The 17093-nt window shown below is 54.6% G+C and carries 16 protein-coding genes; 4 read left to right on the forward strand and 12 right to left on the reverse strand.

The features are described from left to right. Nucleotides 1–287: 287 nt before the first annotated feature. The gene (soxR, locus tag ACNQ0T_RS17590) at nucleotides 288–746 is read right to left on the reverse strand and encodes a redox-sensitive transcriptional activator SoxR (protein ID WP_003860275.1); all 459 of its coding nucleotides are present in this window, start codon (nucleotides 744–746) and stop codon (nucleotides 288–290) included. Between the two features lie 98 nt (nucleotides 747–844). Between soxR and soxS the strand changes: the two genes are divergently transcribed. Further along, the gene (gene soxS / locus ACNQ0T_RS17595) at nucleotides 845–1171 is read left to right on the forward strand and encodes a superoxide response transcriptional regulator SoxS (RefSeq protein ID WP_003860277.1); all 327 of its coding nucleotides are present in this window, start codon (nucleotides 845–847) and stop codon (nucleotides 1169–1171) included. Between the two features lie 6 nt (nucleotides 1172–1177). Here soxS and ACNQ0T_RS17600 read toward each other — a convergent pair whose 3' ends face one another. Together ACNQ0T_RS17600 and ACNQ0T_RS17605 are read right to left on the reverse strand one after the other, a co-directional pair. Then, nucleotides 1178–2743 carry an EAL domain-containing protein gene (locus tag ACNQ0T_RS17600; RefSeq protein WP_045620929.1) on the reverse strand — a complete coding sequence of 522 codons (1566 nt, stop codon included), beginning with the start codon at nucleotides 2741–2743 and terminating at the stop codon, nucleotides 1178–1180. 265 nt (nucleotides 2744–3008) lie between these two features. Then, on the reverse strand, nucleotides 3009–4409 hold the full coding sequence (locus ACNQ0T_RS17605; RefSeq protein ID WP_063850406.1) for a sensor domain-containing diguanylate cyclase: 1401 nt from the start codon (nucleotides 4407–4409) through the stop codon (nucleotides 3009–3011). A gap of 431 nt (nucleotides 4410–4840) precedes the next feature. Between ACNQ0T_RS17605 and ACNQ0T_RS17610 the strand changes: the two genes are divergently transcribed. Beyond that, a complete protein-coding gene (locus tag ACNQ0T_RS17610) occupies nucleotides 4841–5122 on the forward strand; it encodes a YjcB family protein (RefSeq protein ID WP_022646751.1) in 282 nt (93 codons plus the stop codon). A gap of 60 nt (nucleotides 5123–5182) precedes the next feature. On the opposite strand, the gene ssb1 is transcribed toward ACNQ0T_RS17610, so the two are convergent. Further along, complete coding sequence (ssb1, locus tag ACNQ0T_RS17615; RefSeq protein WP_003860284.1) at nucleotides 5183–5707, reverse strand: single-stranded DNA-binding protein SSB1; 525 nt, start codon at nucleotides 5705–5707, stop codon at nucleotides 5183–5185. Between the two features lie 251 nt (nucleotides 5708–5958). On the opposite strand from ssb1, the gene uvrA reads away from it, so the two are divergent. Then, on the forward strand, nucleotides 5959–8781 hold the full coding sequence (uvrA, locus tag ACNQ0T_RS17620) for an excinuclease ABC subunit UvrA (RefSeq protein WP_003860287.1): 2823 nt from the start codon (nucleotides 5959–5961) through the stop codon (nucleotides 8779–8781). 3 nt (nucleotides 8782–8784) lie between these two features. On the opposite strand, the gene ACNQ0T_RS17625 is transcribed toward uvrA, so the two are convergent. From ACNQ0T_RS17625 to dnaB, 6 genes are all read right to left on the reverse strand, one after another. Next, nucleotides 8785–9138, reverse strand: coding sequence for an MmcQ/YjbR family DNA-binding protein (locus tag ACNQ0T_RS17625; protein WP_006810472.1), 354 nt, complete (start codon nucleotides 9136–9138; stop codon nucleotides 8785–8787). Nucleotides 9139–9140: 2 nt separating this feature from the next. Beyond that, nucleotides 9141–9557, reverse strand: a complete 417-nt coding sequence (locus ACNQ0T_RS17630) for a secondary thiamine-phosphate synthase enzyme YjbQ (protein ID WP_023305263.1) — start codon at nucleotides 9555–9557, stop codon at nucleotides 9141–9143. 112 nt (nucleotides 9558–9669) lie between these two features. Beyond that, nucleotides 9670–10383 (reverse strand): acid phosphatase AphA, encoded by a 714-nt coding sequence (aphA, locus tag ACNQ0T_RS17635; protein WP_003860292.1) that lies wholly within the window; start codon nucleotides 10381–10383, stop codon nucleotides 9670–9672. 258 nt (nucleotides 10384–10641) lie between these two features. Beyond that, nucleotides 10642–11835 carry an aromatic amino acid transaminase gene (gene tyrB / locus ACNQ0T_RS17640; protein WP_417930275.1) on the reverse strand — a complete coding sequence of 398 codons (1194 nt, stop codon included), beginning with the start codon at nucleotides 11833–11835 and terminating at the stop codon, nucleotides 10642–10644. Nucleotides 11836–11944: 109 nt separating this feature from the next. Further along, complete coding sequence (gene alr, locus ACNQ0T_RS17645) at nucleotides 11945–13024, reverse strand: alanine racemase (protein ID WP_032627027.1); 1080 nt, start codon at nucleotides 13022–13024, stop codon at nucleotides 11945–11947. A 16-nt stretch (nucleotides 13025–13040) separates the two neighbouring features. After that, nucleotides 13041–14453 (reverse strand): replicative DNA helicase, encoded by a 1413-nt coding sequence (dnaB, locus tag ACNQ0T_RS17650; protein WP_003860298.1) that lies wholly within the window; start codon nucleotides 14451–14453, stop codon nucleotides 13041–13043. 66 nt (nucleotides 14454–14519) lie between these two features. On the opposite strand from dnaB, the gene ACNQ0T_RS17655 reads away from it, so the two are divergent. Continuing rightward, complete coding sequence (locus ACNQ0T_RS17655) at nucleotides 14520–15503, forward strand: quinone oxidoreductase (protein ID WP_022646744.1); 984 nt, start codon at nucleotides 14520–14522, stop codon at nucleotides 15501–15503. 185 nt (nucleotides 15504–15688) lie between these two features. On the opposite strand, the gene pspG is transcribed toward ACNQ0T_RS17655, so the two are convergent. Continuing rightward, nucleotides 15689–15931 carry an envelope stress response protein PspG gene (pspG, locus tag ACNQ0T_RS17660; protein ID WP_017382623.1) on the reverse strand — a complete coding sequence of 81 codons (243 nt, stop codon included), beginning with the start codon at nucleotides 15929–15931 and terminating at the stop codon, nucleotides 15689–15691. A gap of 136 nt (nucleotides 15932–16067) precedes the next feature. Further along, nucleotides 16068–17063: a tRNA dihydrouridine(20/20a) synthase DusA gene (gene dusA / locus ACNQ0T_RS17665; RefSeq protein ID WP_003860304.1), complete on the reverse strand. Its 996-nt coding sequence runs from the start codon at nucleotides 17061–17063 to the stop codon at nucleotides 16068–16070. Nucleotides 17064–17093 lie beyond the last annotated feature (30 nt).

The following is a 17093-nucleotide window of genomic DNA, read 5'->3' on the forward strand; positions in this document are numbered from 1 at the left end:
TTTTAACTATAGAAAACTGAACAACTTCACGAAAAAAATTCGGCTAAAATCTCATCATCTCCGGTGGCAAAAACGGCGGCCGGGCATAGAATTAAAGTGTCAGTACAAACCGGAACCTCCTCCACAAGCTCGACACGAGGAGTACTGATGTCGGGGGAAACCCTCCCGTGAGCCAGCGGGATAGAGAGAAAGACAAAGACCGGAAAAAACTAAAGCGCCCTTAGTGGCGCTTTAGTTCTTTATGCTTGTTGCCGGGTGGCGGCTGCGCCTTACCCGGCAAACACCTCTCAATCCTCCTCCAGCAACCGCGCCCCCGTCCCCTGCTCGCCCAGCCTGTCACCCGGGTTACGCAGCGGACAATCGCTACGTGATAAACACCCGCAACCAATGCAGCCATCCAGTTCATCGCGCAGGGCCACCAGCGTGTGAATACGACGATCCAGTTCTTCTCGCCACTGGGACGACAGCTGCTTCCACTCTTTCGCGCTCAGCGAGTGTCCTTCCGGCAATACGCCGAACGCGTCGCCGATGGTAGCCAGGGGGATGCCGATACGTTGCGCAATTTTGATAATCGCCACGTAGCGGAGCACATCGCGGGTATAGCGCCGCTGGTTTCCGGCGTTACGGATACTTTTTATTAACCCTTTGCTTTCATAGAAGTGGAGCGCCGACACCGCCACGCCGCTTCGTTTCGCCACTTCACCGGGGGTTAACAGCGCTTTGATGCGCGGTAATCTCTTTTCCATAAAACCTCTTTACCTCAAGTTAACTTGAGGAATTATACTCCCCCGCAGAGAAAACGACGAATCAACCAGGACAGATGTCTCCACAGAGGGGTAACCTTATGTCGCATCAGCAAATTATTCAGACGCTTATTGAATGGATTGATGAACATATCGACCAGCCGTTGAACATTGATGTGGTCGCTAAGAAGTCGGGCTATTCGAAATGGTATTTACAGAGAATGTTCCGCACCGTAATGCATCAAACGCTGGGTGACTACATTCGCCAGCGCAGGCTCCTGCTGGCGGCGCAGGCGTTACGCTCAACGCAGCGGCCCATTTTTGATATCGCAATGGATCTGGGCTATGTGTCGCAGCAGACCTTTTCCCGCGTCTTCCGCCGCGAGTTTGACCGTACGCCGAGCGACTACCGCCATCAGCTCAATTAATGCGTGTTAACGCAAGGGTTGCTGCTGCCAGGCCATAAATGCCTGGGGCGGCATCGCTTTCGCGAAGTGCCATCCCTGACAATACTGCACGCCACGCTTCAGCAGCCAGCTCACCTGCTCCCCCGTCTCGACCCCTTCCGCAATGGTTTTCAGCCGCAGGCTTTGCGCCATCTCAATGATGTGCTCGGCAATCAGGTGGCTGGTGCTGTTGGTGGTTAAGGTATCGATAAAAGATTTGTCGATTTTCAGGATATCGACGTTCAGTGAATAGAGGTTATGCAGGTTAGAGTAGCCGGTTCCGAAATCATCAATCGCCACTTCATACCCCGCCTGGCGAAACGCCTGAATGACCGGCGTGGTTTTCGGCACGTCAATAAACCCCCGCTCCGTCACCTCAATTTTGATTTGCTGCGCGCGAACCGAGTAAAAGCGGGCTTTGTCGGAGATCAGGGCGATAAGACGCGAAGAGTGAAAATCCGACGCCGACAGGTTAATCGAGACATACAGATCGGGGTGAGCGGCAAGAAAATGGCCCAGATCGGTGAACACCTCCTCCACGACGTAATCCGTAATACGCTCAATCATCCCCTCTTTTTCGGCCAGGGGAATAAATTCCGCCGGGCTCATAACCTGACCGTTGAATCCTGGCCAGCGCAACAACGCCTCTGCTCCCACGCACTGGTTATTTTTTATATCAATAATGGGCTGATAATGGACGCACAGCTGGCGTTTATTCAGCGCCCGGTGCAGAAGTCGGCCAGGCGAATTGAATTCACGGTGTGTTCGCGACCACACCAGCAAAATAATAATGCTGCAAATCATCCCCAGCGGTAGCGTCAGAGTAGCCTGATGATAAAGCGTTTTATAAAAACGGGCATTGGAGGTTGAAACGATGGCCGCAATGGGCCTCTGTTCTGATTTTACGATCGTATAAAAACGGTCATCTTTCTGAAAAGTCGTTTCCTGATGTCGGAGCATCGAATGCAATAAAGAAATATTGGCTTCCTGACTCACAGAAAAGAATGCATTGCTGACGGTGTCATACACTCCCCACGACAGGGAACGATCGTCTGACATCACCTCACTGTACGAAAGCGGGTTGACCACTGCGACATAATTTCCGCGCTGCATATATATCATTTTATAACCATTAAAAAATGGCGTATCGCGAAAATAATAGATAGCAACGTCGGGTTTACGTGTGTAATTGGCAGCGGGGATGATGTAAGGATGATCCGGCGTAAAAAGGGTCGAGCAGAGAAAGTCCTGGCCTTCAGCATAAATTAAATCGGCAACAAAAAGGCGACCGCGGGAAACGTTCAACATATATTGACGATGCTCCGGCGTACACACTTTACCCTGATATTTTTCCGCGTCTTCCCGGGCCATATCAACCTGTTGAATAACCCGTTCAGTTTTGTTTAAAGCAAGTTCAGCAAACGTGCGCAGCTGAGCGCTGATTTCCGACACGGCTCTAAGCTGGGCAAACCATAGCGCAAGCATCACCGGCAGCATAACTACCATGATAATCCCGACCGCTTTGAGCATTTTGCGCCGCGCGCTACGATTCATTTCCCGCTCTGTATCCCTGCATGTTGTACGCCTGTAGCAATGAAGACCGGCTGCTTTGATAAACAGGTGATTACGTTGCATGAATCATGGGAAGTTAGCAACTGACTTTTGGTATTAAAAATCCTAAAATTCGTGATGCCGATAATATTTTCCCGTAAGCCAAACTAAAAGTATTCATTTCGTTTCTGATAAGGATAATAATTACCCGCGACAGGTGTGGAAAATTCGTTGGCTGAAATAGCCTGCTCTTTGTTCTTATACTGATTTATAAATAATCAGACGCCAGAACCGTTTTTCCTCTTCCCGTACGCTTGGCGTCATATAATGCCTTATCAGCACGCATCAGTATGGCAGAAGTATCCCGTTGCCCCTGACAGACTTCAACCACCCCGGCGCTGAAAGAGAGTACCAGCGTTTTATCGCCCACACGCAGCGGTTTTGAGATCAGCGCGGCACGCAGCCGGGAAGAGAGCAACGTAGCGGCCATACCATCCGTACGCGCCAGCAGAAGAACAAACTCTTCGCCCCCTACCCGTCCCAGTGCTGACCCGGCCGGGCTCACTTCGCGAATACGGTCGCAAAAGTGAATCAATGCCGCATCGCCAACCTGATGTCCCCACCGATCGTTGATCTGCTTGAAATAATCGAGATCGAACATCAGGAGACAGAAATGGCTACTGACATCCTGCGGCGAACTGGCTGCCAGCGCCATTTTGAGCCGCTGTAAAATTGTCGAGCGATTCAGACAGCCCGTCAGATCGTCCGTGGTGGCTTTGACGGTCAGCTGCTGTTCTGCTTTTTTACGTTCGGTGATATCGAGGCCAATATTGAGAATGGAGTTATCCGGTAAAAGGATGTTTGACCAGAGGATGGTTAACGGCGTCCCGTCTTTACGCACCGGGTGCCATTCGTACATATCCTTAAGTGGTGCGAAACGAACCGACTCCTGCACGCGCTGTCGCTCCTCGGGATCCGGGTAAAACAGGGCCAGCGGATCGGGGTGCTCGCCGATTTCAGTCATACTCCAGCCAAAGACTTTTTCGCATTCGGCGTTCCACAATACACACCGGTTATGTCTGTCAAAGGCGTTCATCAATACCGGAGCACGTTCAAATAAAGTTTTATATTGCGTGACGACGCGCTGCATCTCTTGCGCTGTTTTTTCCCGCACGATGATGTCATCAAAATAATCTTTTAGCTTCTCGACCAATACCACCACGATATTTTTCAATATCGGTAACGAGGTCAGTTTTTCATTAAAAGCCAAAAAGAAATAACCACTGCACTGTCTGCCATGCGCTGAGAGTTTACACAGCACGCCGCTTTGCAGTCGCGCATAGCCCGGGTGCTGAGGGGAAAATACCGCCCGGCCAATATGCTCTTTCCAGTAGATAACGCGCCAGGCGCGGTGATGCCGCTGCAACAGGGTGCTGGCAAGAAAATCCGCCACGTTGAAGGCGTGACACGTCACGTCGCCGGCACAAACCACGCGCGGCCCGTCTGCGGATTCGACACTGACCCACGAGAGATTTGCCCCCAGTGCGCTGTTGATGATTTCCAGCATTTCAACCGGCGAACACTGCGCGTTGAGTTGTGGCATCAGCTTCGCCAGGGCGTGCAGAGCCTGCATGCTGTCGTTAATAATCTCGCGTCTTTTTTCTTTCATTATCTTTTCGCAGGTCATTAATCGAGAGAGCAACCGCAATAACTCATATCTGAATAAAAGAATAAGACCACGAAATCAAAGAGTATGCTGAGTGTTAAAAAAGAATAAAAATCCAAATAATTCAATGTGATGAATTATTTTTGCGGGTACATTTATTGTTCCACACAAGCATAATCCATAGACATACTGCTGTAAACGCTATACAGCCGAGGGTGTTTTGCAAAGGTTTTGCTATCTGAATGAATTAAAAATAAAAATTCCGGCTAAGCGCCGATCTGAGCGAGTACGATATATTTTCCCCGGTTATAAACCCACTTTTACCTCATACGATACTGGCGAATAAAACAGCAAATGTGATATAGTTCACACATCTTATGTAACGAGAAACATTGTTTCATTCCAGTTCGTCTGTTTTGTCGAGGATGGGTTTTATGGCAACCATTACCACCAGCATGGTGCTCCTGCGCTGGCCGTTGTTGAGCGCGGTTTTGATGTTCCTGGCCAGCACGTTAAACATTCAGTTCCGAAAGTCCGACTACGCAGGTCTTGCTGTGATTAGCACCCTGTTAGGGTTGGGTGCCGCATGCTGGTTCGCGACAGGTTTACTCGGCATTACGCTGGTGGATATGGCCGCCGTCTGGGAAAACATTAAAGTGGTGATGGTTGAAGCCATGAGCCACACTCCGCCAGACTGGCCGATGGTGATTACCTGATAGCCTGTTATAAAAAACCCAGACATTGTCTGGGTTTTTTGTGTTTCACGCGTCTGGATATCAGAACGGGATATCGTCGTCGAAGTCCATTGGCGGTTCGTTAGACGGTGCCGGAGCAGACTGCTGCTGAGGACGAGACTGCGCGCCGCCGCTGAACTGATTGCCGCCCTGAGGCTGTTGAGGCTGACCCCAACCGCCCTGCTGCTGGCCGCCACCTGCCGGTGCGCCACCGCCCTGACGACCACCCAGCATCTGCATGGTGCCGCCTACGTTGACCACCACTTCCGTGGTGTATTTTTCCTGACCGGATTGATCGGTCCATTTGCGGGTACGCAGCTGGCCTTCGATATAGACCTGAGAACCCTTACGCAGATACTCACCGGCCACTTCAGCCAGTTTGCCAAACAGCACAACGCGGTGCCATTCGGTCTGCTCTTTCATTTCACCGGTCGCTTTATCACGCCAGGATTCGGAAGTAGCCAGCGTAATGTTGGCAACTGCGCCACCACTCGGCATGTAGCGTACTTCCGGGTCCTGGCCCAGATTACCGACGAGAATCACCTTGTTTACGCCTCTGCTGGCCATGTTCGTGTCTCCTGAATACGTTTCTTAATAGTGTAAACGCGCGAGTGTACCATTTCCATGCGACACTTTGATAGTTGCGTAGCATGTTCCAGAGTTCTCTCGCGGACTCGACATTGTTACACAGTGAATCAGAAAATGCATTCCAATACTGTATATTCAAACAGGTCATTTTGTGTCATAATTAGCCGTTTCTGACAGCCGTTTGTCCTTCAAACAAATCAGGCAATCCGTGTTCCAACCGGGAAAGGTGAATGGATAAGATCGAAGTTCGGGGCGCCCGCACCCACAATCTCAAGAATATCAACCTCATAATCCCTCGCGACAAACTCATCGTCGTGACCGGGCTTTCGGGGTCTGGCAAATCCTCACTGGCTTTCGACACTTTGTATGCCGAAGGACAGCGTCGTTACGTTGAATCGCTCTCGGCGTACGCGCGTCAGTTCCTGTCGCTGATGGAAAAACCGGATGTCGACCACATTGAAGGGTTGTCTCCTGCTATCTCCATTGAGCAGAAATCCACATCGCATAACCCGCGTTCTACGGTCGGTACCATTACCGAAATCCATGACTACCTGCGTCTGCTGTATGCGCGCGTGGGCGAGCCGCGTTGTCCGGATCATGACGTTCCGCTGGCGGCCCAGACCGTCAGCCAGATGGTGGATAACGTGCTGTCTCAGCCGGAAGGCAAACGCCTGATGCTGCTGGCGCCAATCATTAAAGAGCGTAAGGGTGAACACACCAAAACGCTGGAAAACCTGGCAAGCCAGGGCTATATCCGCGCCCGTATCGATGGCGAAGTGTGTGACTTGTCAGATCCACCAAAGCTGGAGCTGCAAAAGAAACACACCATCGAAGTGGTGATTGACCGCTTTAAGGTACGTGAAGATCTGGCGACGCGTCTGGCGGAATCCTTTGAAACGGCGCTGGAACTGTCGGGCGGCACGGCGGTGGTGTCAGACATGGACGATGCGAAAGCGGAAGAGCTGCTCTTCTCCGCCAACTTCGCCTGCCCGATTTGCGGCTACAGCATGCGCGAGCTGGAACCGCGCCTGTTCTCGTTCAACAACCCAGCGGGCGCGTGCCCGACCTGTGACGGCCTCGGCGTTCAGCAATATTTCGACCCGGACCGCGTGATCCAGAACCCGGAGCTGTCGCTGGCGGGTGGCGCCATTCGCGGCTGGGATAAGCGTAATTTTTACTACTTCCAGATGCTGAAATCGCTGGCAGAGCACTATAAGTTCGACGTTGAAGCCCCGTGGGCCAGCCTGAGCGCGAACGTACATAAAGTGATCCTGTTCGGTTCCGGCAAAGAGAACATCGAGTTCAAGTACATGAACGATCGCGGTGACACTTCCGTGCGTCGCCACCCGTTCGAAGGGGTGCTGCACAACATGGAGCGCCGCTACAAAGAGACCGAATCCAGCGCGGTGCGTGAGGAGCTGGCGAAGTTCATCAGCAACCGCTCCTGCGCCACCTGCGAGGGTACACGTCTGCGTCGCGAAGCGCGTCACGTGTTTGTTGAAAACACGGCGCTGCCGACCATCTCAGACATGAGCATCGGCCACGCGATGGACTTCTTCAACAACCTGAAGCTCTCCGGCCAGCGCGCGAAAATCGCCGAAAAAGTGCTGAAAGAGATCGGCGATCGCCTCAAGTTCCTCGTGAACGTCGGCCTGAACTACCTGACGCTTTCCCGATCGGCTGAAACGCTCTCCGGCGGTGAAGCCCAGCGTATCCGCCTGGCGAGCCAGATTGGCGCGGGCTTAGTCGGCGTGATGTACGTGCTGGATGAGCCGTCTATCGGCCTGCACCAGCGCGACAACGAACGCCTGCTCGGCACGCTGGTTCACCTGCGTAACCTTGGCAACACGGTGATTGTGGTTGAGCACGACGAAGACGCCATTCGCGCCGCAGACCACGTGATCGACATCGGCCCGGGCGCTGGCGTGCACGGCGGACAGGTGGTGGCAGAAGGGACGCTGAAAGACATTATGGCGGTGCCCGAGTCGCTGACCGGCCAGTACATGAGCGGCAAGCGCAAAATTGAAGTGCCAAAACAGCGCGTGGCGGCGAACCCGGAAAAAGTGCTGAAGCTAACCGGGGCGCGCGGCAACAACCTGAAAGACGTGACCCTGACGCTGCCTGTCGGGCTGTTTACCTGCATCACCGGCGTGTCCGGTTCCGGTAAATCGACGCTGATCAACGATACGCTGTTCCCGATTGCACAGACGGCGCTGAACGGCGCGACGCTGGCCGAGCCTGCACCGTACCGCGACATTCAGGGGCTGGAGCATTTCGACAAGGTTATCGATATCGATCAGAGCCCGATTGGCCGCACCCCACGTTCCAACCCGGCGACCTATACTGGCGTCTTTACGCCCGTCCGTGAACTCTTCGCGGGTGTACCGGAAGCGCGTTCGCGTGGGTATACACCAGGACGTTTCAGCTTTAACGTGCGCGGCGGCCGCTGTGAAGCGTGCCAGGGCGACGGCGTAATCAAGGTTGAGATGCACTTCCTGCCGGATATCTACGTGCCGTGCGACCAGTGCAAAGGCAAGCGCTATAACCGCGAAACGCTGGAGATTAAGTACAAAGGCAAGACCATCCACGAAGTGCTGGATATGACCATCGAAGAGGCGCGCGAGTTCTTTGACGCCGTCCCTGCGCTGGCGCGTAAGCTGCAAACCCTGATGGATGTGGGTCTGACCTATATTCGTCTGGGGCAGTCAGCGACAACGCTGTCCGGCGGTGAAGCGCAGCGCGTGAAGCTGGCGCGTGAGCTGTCCAAACGCGGTACCGGTCAGACGCTGTACATTCTGGACGAGCCGACCACCGGCCTGCATTTTGCGGATATCCAGCAGCTGCTGGACGTGCTGCACCAGCTGCGCGATCAGGGCAACACCATCGTGGTGATTGAGCACAACCTGGACGTGATTAAAACCGCGGACTGGATTGTCGATCTCGGCCCGGAAGGCGGCAGCGGCGGCGGTGAAATCCTCGTCTCCGGTACGCCAGAGACCGTTGCAGAGTGCGAAGCCTCGCACACCGCGCGCTTCCTTAAACCGTTGCTGTAATCGTTACACGGAGAGCTGCTGTCGGATCGTTTCCGGCAGCAGTTCTACCGCCTGTTGATACGACGCATCTACCAGGTAGTAAATTTGCGAATCTGGCAGCGAGCCGTCGAGAAACACCGTACTCCAGTGTGCTTTATTCAGATGCTTGCTTGGCCTGACATCATCGTGCTGCTGGCGCAGTAAGTCGGCCAGTTCAGGACTGGTTTTCAGCGATGCCGCAGGACGTCCCTCAACCTCTTTTACCATCGCGAACAACACATCACCCACTTTGATCTGCGTGGCTTTCCAGTCGCTGTGAACGCTCTGTTCTGCGCCCGGCTTGCTCATGCAGTACTGAAGTATCTCCGAAATTGTCATCTTTATTCCCCTTGTAGCGTTGCGATAATTTTACGCGAACCACCGTGAATGCGATGTTCTCCCAGCCAGATCCCCTGCCACGTTCCCAGCAGTAGCCGTCCGTTGTGGACCGGCAGCATCAACGAGACCCCCAGCAAAGAGGATTTGATGTGCGAAGGCATATCATCCGCCCCCTCGTAATCATGGTCATACGGGGCGTTATCCGGGACGGTTTTCAGAAAATGCCGCTCCATGTCAGACCGGACGGTGGGATCGCAATTTTCATTGAGCGTGAGAGAAGCAGACGTGTGCTGAAGCAGCAGATGCAGCAAACCCGTTTTGACGCGCGACAGGTCGCGGATTTGCCCGATGACTTCGTCCGTCACCAGGTGAAATCCGCGTGGTTTTGCGCTTAAGGTCAGGGTCTGTTGATACCACATGTGCTGCTCCGTGTTGAAAGATGAATCTTTCTAAGTGTGCAGCAAGAAAGCGAAAGGTAAAACCCGCGCGGAGAGATTTGCTTAAAAAAGCATTCACCCCGCCGTTAATGCATCAGTATTCGGAGTTAACGATCACCTCTTCACCAAATTTACCGGCCATTGGCAGCGGCCGGTAGGTGGAGTTCGAGGCGCGTAACACCCGGATGCCTCTGGCTCCCACATCGTGCGCCGCGGTGATGTCGTTATCTGAATCACCGTAGAACACCTTGATATTTTTCTTTTCCAGCCACTGGGTTTTGGTGTTTTGCCCTTCCTGGTCCCCGGCAAAAATGACCGGATTCATGCTGGCAGCCGGGATCAGAAAATCATCCTGTAGCGTTTTCGAGACGGTTTCGGTTTTGGTCTGGCTACGTCCGGTCACGAAGTAAATGCTGTCGCCGCGCTTTACGTGCATGGCGATCAGCGCGCGAGCAACCTCTTTCGGGATACTGAACTCATCCCAGCCGTTGTTCATCTTTTCCCAGAATTCCGGGTTTTTCAGATAGGCTTCGCTGTCCGGGGAGTACGTTTTTTTGCCGCGCCAGAAACCGGGGCTGGAGAAGAGAACGGTATCGTCAATATCGAAGCCCACGGCCATCGGCGGGCGACCCGTCAGGCTGTTTTCGATTTGTGCCACTGAAACCCAGTGAATGGGGGCCTGTTCGGCAAGAATGGCGGCGGTGGTTCCGGTGTAAAGCGGCGTGGGTGCAGAAGCCCGCGCAACAACGGTACTATTAAGCGAGAACAATAAGCAGGCGGCGCTGAGCGCCAGTGTGATCTTGCGCATGTTTTCCCCTGAATATTCAGTTTGTTATCTTTTTATTTTGAGCGGATGGTCAAAAACTATCCGACCATAACCCCAGCGGGAGGGGAAGAAAAGGAGTTTTTGCTTATGAAGCTGAATAAAAAGAAGACGATCACAAAGTGTGGATGAGTGATGTAGGCCCGGTAAGGCGCAGCCGCCACCGGGCAAGATTTTCTGCGGCCTGATGCCCTCACCCCAGCCCTCTCCCACAGGGAGAGGGAGATAATAAGTAGTGAGTACTTACATCACAGCTGCAAACGCCTGCGCCACGCGCTGGACGTTGCTGGCATTCAGACCCGCCACGCACATACGGCCGCTGGCGATCAGGTAGACGCCGAACTCTTCGCGCAGGCGATCGACCTGCGCCGCGCTCAGTCCGGTATAGCTGAACATCCCGCGCTGCTTGAGAAGATAATCAAAGTTATGTCCAGGCACGGCCTCTTTCAGAACGTTAACCAGCTCCTGACGCATCGACAGGATGCGCTTACGCATGCCTTCCACTTCCGCAAGCCAGGTGGCTTTCAGCTGATCATCGCCCAGTACGGTCGCGACCACCTGCGCACCAAAGTTCGGCGGGCTGGAGTAAATACGGCGGACCGTCGCTTTCAACTGACCGAGTACGCGTCCCGCGGCTTCGGCGTCTTCACACACCACGGACAGACCGCCGACGCGCTCGCCGTAGAGGGAGAAGATTTTTGAGAAAGAGTTGCTGACCAGCGCAGGCAGACCCGCGCTGGCAATCGCACGAATGGCGTAGGCGTCCTCCTCCATGCCCGCCCCAAAGCCCTGATAGGCGATGTCGAGGAACGGGATCAGGTTACGCGCCTTCAGTACCTCGATCACCGCATCCCACTGGGCATTGGTGAGGTCCGCACCGGTCGGGTTATGGCAGCACGGATGCAGCAATACGATACTGCGCTCCGGCAGGGTGTTCAGTTTTTCCAGCAGCGCATCAATGCGTACGCCGTTGGTTTCGCTGTCGAACCATGGATAGGTCGCAACCTTAAAGCCCGCGCCTTCAAAGATGGCCACGTGGTTTTCCCACGTCGGGTCGCTGACCCACACGCCGGAATCCGGGAAGTACTTTTTCAGGAAATCTGCGCCTACCTTCAGCGCACCCGAGCCACCCAGCGTCTGGATAGTCGCCACGCGCTTTTGCGCGAGCACCGCGTGGTCCGCACCAAACAGCAGCGGCGCGATAGTGTTGCGGTAGGTGTTTAATCCTTCCATCGGCAGATAAAGCGAAGCACCGTGCGGGGTTGCGTTCAGACGCGCTTCAGCTTCGGCAACGGCTTTCAACTGAGGAATGATGCCGTCTTCGTTGTAGTAAAGACCAATGCTGAGGTTCACTTTGTCGCTGCGAGGATCTTCTTTGAAACGCTCCATCAAGGAGAGGATAGGGTCGCCGGCGTAGGCGTCTACTTTCTGAAACACGCGATGTTCTCCGGATTGTTATGAGGCAGGGAATTCAACAATAAACCGGAAGCGGAAGAAGATCGAGGGGATGTTAACAGAAGCGGGATGCACCGCATCCCGCTCATGCTTAGTCGACGTATTTCATCGCTACCCTTGAGGTAAGGCGCGTGATAAGTTCGTAAGCACTCACTTTTGTTATTTCAGCAATACGCTCTACCGGCAGGCCTTCGCCCCACATCACCGCATCGTCCCCCGCTTTATCCTGCGCGTCGGGTCCCAGATCGACACAAATCATGTCCATCGCCACACGGCCGACAATCTTCACTTCGCGACCATTGACCAGTACCGGCGTACCCGTTGGCGCGGCGCGCGGATAGCCGTCGCCGTAGCCCATCGCTACCACGCCAAGCCGCGTGTCGCGCTCACTGGTCCAGGTGCCGCCGTAACCTACCGGCTCCCCTGCTTTGTGCTCACGCACGGCAATCAGCTTTGAAACCAGCGACATCACCGGCTTAAAGCCGAAGTCCGGTCCCCAGGGTTTGTTCTCAAGCGGGGAAACGCCATACAGGATAATCCCCGGACGCGCCCAGTCGAAGTGCGACTGCGGCCACAGCAGAAGGCCGCCGGACGCCGCAATGGAGCGCATCCCCGGTTTGCCTTCGCAGAAGGTGGTGAAGATATCAAGCTGCTGTTCCGTTGCGCCGCATTCAGGCTCATCGGCGCGGGCAAAGTGGCTGACGATATTCACCGGTTGACGCACGTTCTTGCACTGGCACAGCCGCTGATAAAACGCTTCGGCATTCTCCGGGCGCACGCCCAGGCGGTGCATGCCCGTGTCGAGCTTCATCCACACGGTGACCGGCTCGCTCAGTTCGGCCGTTTCCAGCGCGGCCAGCTGTTCTTCGTTATGCACCGCCGTGTGCAGGTGCTGATCGGCAATGGTCGGCAGGTCCGAGGCTTCAAAAAAGCCTTCGAGGAGCAGAATCGGTTGCGTAATTCCACCTGCGCGCAGGCGGAGAGCTTCTTCGAGACGGGCGACGCCAAAAGCGTCGGCATCGGGGAGCGTTCGCGCGGTCTCAAGAAGACCGTGTCCGTAAGCGTTCGCTTTCACGACTGCAACGAGCTTACTGGCGGGCGCCAGTTCTCGCAGACGTTGCAGGTTGTGTCGCAGAGCGCGGCGGTTAATCACAACAGTTGCCGCTTGCATTTGAATTCCTTAGAAATTACTCATCATCATATTGAGGACCGGCATAGTTGTCGAAACGCGACCACTGGCCGTTAAAGGTCAGACGTACCGTACCGATGGGGCCGTTACGTTGCTTACCAATAATAATTTCGGCGATCCCTTTCAGATCGCTGTTCTCGTGATAAACCTCATCACGGTAGATGAACATGATTAAGTCGGCATCCTGCTCGATGGAGCCGGATTCACGCAGGTCGGAGTTGACCGGGCGCTTGTCTGCACGTTGTTCCAGAGAACGGTTTAGCTGCGACAGCGCCACCACCGGCACGTGCAGCTCTTTGGCTAACGCTTTGAGCGAGCGGGAAATTTCGGCAATCTCCAGCGTACGGTTGTCGGAAAGCGACGGAACACGCATCAGCTGGAGGTAGTCAATCATGATAAGGCCGATGCCACCGTGTTCACGGGCGATACGGCGCGCGCGGGAGCGCACTTCCGTCGGCGTCAGGCCGGAGGAGTCATCAATATAGATGTTCCGTTTTTCCAGCAAAATCCCCATGGTGCCGGAGATCCGCGCCCAGTCCTCATCGTCGAGCTGACCGGTACGGATGCGGGTCTGATCCACGCGCGACAGGGATGCCAGAGAACGCATCATGATCTGTTCTGAGGGCATCTCAAGACTGAAGATAAGAACCGGTTTATCCTGCAACATCGCCGCGTTTTCGACGAGGTTCATCGCAAATGTCGTTTTACCCATCGATGGACGCGCCGCGACGATAATCAAATCCGATGGCTGAAGACCTGCCGTTTTCTTGTTGAGATCGTCATAACCGGTGTTCACCCCCGTCACGCCATCGTGCGGCTGCTGGAAAAGCTGCTCAATACGCGCAACGGTGGCGTCGAGCACATCGGCGATGTTTTTCGGGCCTTCGTCTTTGTTCGCACGGCTTTCGGCGATTTTAAAGACGCGGGACTCGGCAAGATCAAGTAGATCTTCGCTGGTGCGCCCCTGGGGATCGAAACCGGCCTCGGCGATCTCATTCGCCACCGAGATCATCTCGCGGACAACGGCACGTTCACGGACGATATCAGCGTAAGCGCTGATATTCGCGGCACTTGGCGTGTTTTTTGACAGTTCTGCCAGATAGGCAAACCCGCCGACACTGTCGAGCTGTCCCAGACGCTCCAGCGATTCTGCGAGTGTAATCAGGTCGATCGGGCTGCCCGACTCCTGCAAACGCGCCATTTCAGTAAAGATGTGGCGGTGCGGGCGGGTATAGAAGTCTTCCGCAACAACGCGCTCGGCGACGTCGTCCCAGCGTTCGTTATCCAGCATTAAACCGCCCAACACCGACTGTTCCGCTTCAATCGAGTGCGGCGGGACTTTTAACCCGGCGACCTGATAATCACGTTCACGGGGTTCAGTCTGTTTGTTGAAGGGTTTGTTTCCTGCCATAGTGAATGGAGTTACCGAGATAAAGAGTGGGTCGAAAGATTACCATAATTTTCTAACGGAGGGAGCATGGCAACACGCATTGAGTTCCAGAAACATGGCGGGCCAGACGTACTGCAAGCCGTGGAGTTTACCCCCACGGCACCTGGCGAGAACGAAATCCAGGTTGAAAACAAAGCGATCGGCATTAACTACATCGATACCTATATTCGCGGCGGTCTCTATCCGCCTCCGTCGATGCCGAGCGGACTGGGCACCGAGGCGGCCGGTATCGTCAGCAAAGTGGGCAGCGCGGTTAAGCACATTAAGGAAGGCGATCGCGTGGTGTACGCGCAGTCGGCGCTGGGCGCTTACAGCTCCATCCATAACGTTCCGGCCGAGAAAGCGGCGCTTCTGCCAAATGCGATCGGCTTCGAGCAGGCTGCCGCCTCATTCCTGAAAGGGCTGACGGTCTATTATCTGCTGCGCAAAACCTACGAAATTAAGCCTGACGAGCAATTCCTGTTTCACGCAGCCGCAGGTGGCGTAGGGCTGATTGCCTGCCAGTGGGCGAAAGCCCTGGGGGCGAAGCTGATCGGCACCACAGGCAGCGCGCAAAAAGCGCAGCGCGCGCTGGACGCGGGCGCATGGCAGGTGATCAACTACCGGGAAGAGAGCATCGTTGAGCGGCTGAAAGAGATCACTGGCGGCAAAAAGGTACGCGTGGTGTATGACTCGGTGGGGAAAGACACCTGGGAATCTTCGCTGGACTGCCTGCAACGTCGCGGGCTGATGGTGAGCTTCGGTAACGCCTCCGGGGCTGTCACCGGCGTGAACCTGGGCATTCTGAATCAGAAAGGGTCGCTGTATGTCACCCGCCCTTCCCTGCAAGGTTACATCACTAATCGGGAAGAACTTGAGGAAGCCAGCAACGAGCTGTTCTCGCTGATCGCCAGCGGGGTGATCAAAGTGGATGTGGCAGAAGCGCAGAAATATCCGCTGACCGATGCGCAACGTGCGCATGAGGTGCTGGAGAGCCGGGCAACCCAGGGCTCAAGTCTGTTAATTCCCTGAGCCATAAAAAGAAATTGGGCTTCCCATGGGAAGCCCTTTCTTTTTTTTAGTTCGGCTGTATGTAGGGTACAGCTCGATGAATTCTTTAGCGGCAGCCATAGTGACAGATTCGATAAGTAAATCCTATTCTGTTCTAAAGATTGCTGCCGGAAAAGTTGCAGGTATGTGACGTACCCCTCAATACCTTAGTAACGGAAGCGGTTATTACGCTGATAAGTCGGCAGTTTTGGTGATTTAATCGCCCGTATGGCCCATACCACCGCAATCGCCAGAAGTAACCACGGCAAGAGTTTAATCGTCAGGGCAAATAATCCGCCGACAAACATCACCACCGTGGCCACAACGAGCGCGGCCAGAATACCGAGCAGCGACACGCCCGTGACCATCAGCATGATAAAGAAGCCAATCACAAAAAGTAGTTCCAGCATGGTGCTCTCCCACGAGTTCCCGAATGATGCTGCGATCATTACAAGAATCATGCCAAAAATAAGTTGTTATTCTGAAAGCAAAACGCCCCGCAATGTGTTGCAGGGCGTGGCGTATTTGACCATCTTTTAGCGAAATTTAACGTTTATCCGCAACCAGACGCAGCGCGTGTTCCAGTACCTCAATATCCGCACCGGCTTTATGCGCGTTCTCGCTGAGATAACGACGCCACTGGCGCGCACCAGGAATGCCCTGGAACAGGCCAAGCATATGGCGGGTAATGTGGCCCAGATACGTACCATGACTCAGCTCGCGCTCAATGTACGGATACATGGCGCGCACTACGGCCACGGGATCGGTGTCAGCACCCTCAACGCCAAAGATTTCCCGGTCAACCGTCGCCAGAATGCCCGGATTCTGATACGCCTCGCGTCCGACCATTACGCCATCCATATGTTCGAGGTGCGCTTTGGCCTCGTCCAGCGACTTAATACCGCCATTGATCGACATGGTCAGGTGTGGGAAGTCGCGTTTCAGCTGGTACACGCGCGGGTAGTCCAGCGGCGGGATCTCGCGGTTTTCTTTCGGGCTGAGGCCTGAGAGCCAGGCTTTACGGGCGTGGATGATAAACATCTCGCATTCACCCTTCCCTGATACCGTGTTGATGAAATCACACAGAAACTCATAGCTATCCTGGTCGTCTATGCCGATACGGGTTTTGACCGTGACCGGGATAGAGACGACGTCGCGCATCGCTTTGATGCAGTCCGCCACCAGGTGCGCATTTCCCATCAGACACGCGCCGAACATGCCGTTTTGCACACGGTCGGACGGACAACCGACGTTGAGGTTAATCTCGTCATAGCCGCGTTCTTCGGCCAGCTTCGCGCACTGCGCCAGCGCAGCCGGATCGCTGCCACCGAGTTGCAGCGCAACCGGATGCTCCTCTTCGCTGTACGCCAGATAGTCGCCTTTGCCGTGAATAATTGCGCCGGTAGTGACCATTTCGGTGTATAGCAGCGTATGGCGGGAGAGCTGACGCAGGAAATAGCGGCAATGTCTGTCCGTCCAGTCGAGCATTGGCGCAATGGAAAAACGGTGTGCAGGGAAAGCGGTCTGGAATTCTGACGACATGGCGAACTTTTAAGCATCTGGTGGAAAAGG

This window comes from Enterobacter cloacae complex sp.6700776, from assembly GCF_048284255.1.
Taxonomy (GTDB): Bacteria; Pseudomonadota; Gammaproteobacteria; order Enterobacterales; family Enterobacteriaceae; genus Enterobacter; species Enterobacter intestinihominis.

What these genes read in the sequence shown, in the direction of transcription:
- ACNQ0T_RS17600 (WP_045620929.1), bottom strand. Translation starts at nt 2,743, where the DNA reads ATGAATCGTAGCGCGCGGCGCAAAATGCTCAAAGCGGTCGGGATTATC.
- ACNQ0T_RS17655 (WP_022646744.1), top strand. Translation starts at nt 14,520, where the DNA reads ATGGCAACACGCATTGAGTTCCAGAAACATGGCGGGCCAGACGTACTG.
- soxS (WP_003860277.1), top strand. Translation starts at nt 845, where the DNA reads ATGTCGCATCAGCAAATTATTCAGACGCTTATTGAATGGATTGATGAA.
- soxR (WP_003860275.1), bottom strand. Translation starts at nt 746, where the DNA reads ATGGAAAAGAGATTACCGCGCATCAAAGCGCTGTTAACCCCCGGTGAA.
- alr (WP_032627027.1), bottom strand. Translation starts at nt 13,024, where the DNA reads ATGCAAGCGGCAACTGTTGTGATTAACCGCCGCGCTCTGCGACACAAC.
- ssb1 (WP_003860284.1), bottom strand. Translation starts at nt 5,707, where the DNA reads ATGGCCAGCAGAGGCGTAAACAAGGTGATTCTCGTCGGTAATCTGGGC.
- pspG (WP_017382623.1), bottom strand. Translation starts at nt 15,931, where the DNA reads ATGCTGGAACTACTTTTTGTGATTGGCTTCTTTATCATGCTGATGGTC.
- uvrA (WP_003860287.1), top strand. Translation starts at nt 5,959, where the DNA reads ATGGATAAGATCGAAGTTCGGGGCGCCCGCACCCACAATCTCAAGAAT.
- ACNQ0T_RS17605 (WP_063850406.1), bottom strand. Translation starts at nt 4,409, where the DNA reads ATGAAAGAAAAAAGACGCGAGATTATTAACGACAGCATGCAGGCTCTG.
- ACNQ0T_RS17625 (WP_006810472.1), bottom strand. Translation starts at nt 9,138, where the DNA reads ATGACAATTTCGGAGATACTTCAGTACTGCATGAGCAAGCCGGGCGCA.
- dnaB (WP_003860298.1), bottom strand. Translation starts at nt 14,453, where the DNA reads ATGGCAGGAAACAAACCCTTCAACAAACAGACTGAACCCCGTGAACGT.
- dusA (WP_003860304.1), bottom strand. Translation starts at nt 17,063, where the DNA reads ATGTCGTCAGAATTCCAGACCGCTTTCCCTGCACACCGTTTTTCCATT.
- ACNQ0T_RS17630 (WP_023305263.1), bottom strand. Translation starts at nt 9,557, where the DNA reads ATGTGGTATCAACAGACCCTGACCTTAAGCGCAAAACCACGCGGATTT.
- aphA (WP_003860292.1), bottom strand. Translation starts at nt 10,383, where the DNA reads ATGCGCAAGATCACACTGGCGCTCAGCGCCGCCTGCTTATTGTTCTCG.
- ACNQ0T_RS17610 (WP_022646751.1), top strand. Translation starts at nt 4,841, where the DNA reads ATGGCAACCATTACCACCAGCATGGTGCTCCTGCGCTGGCCGTTGTTG.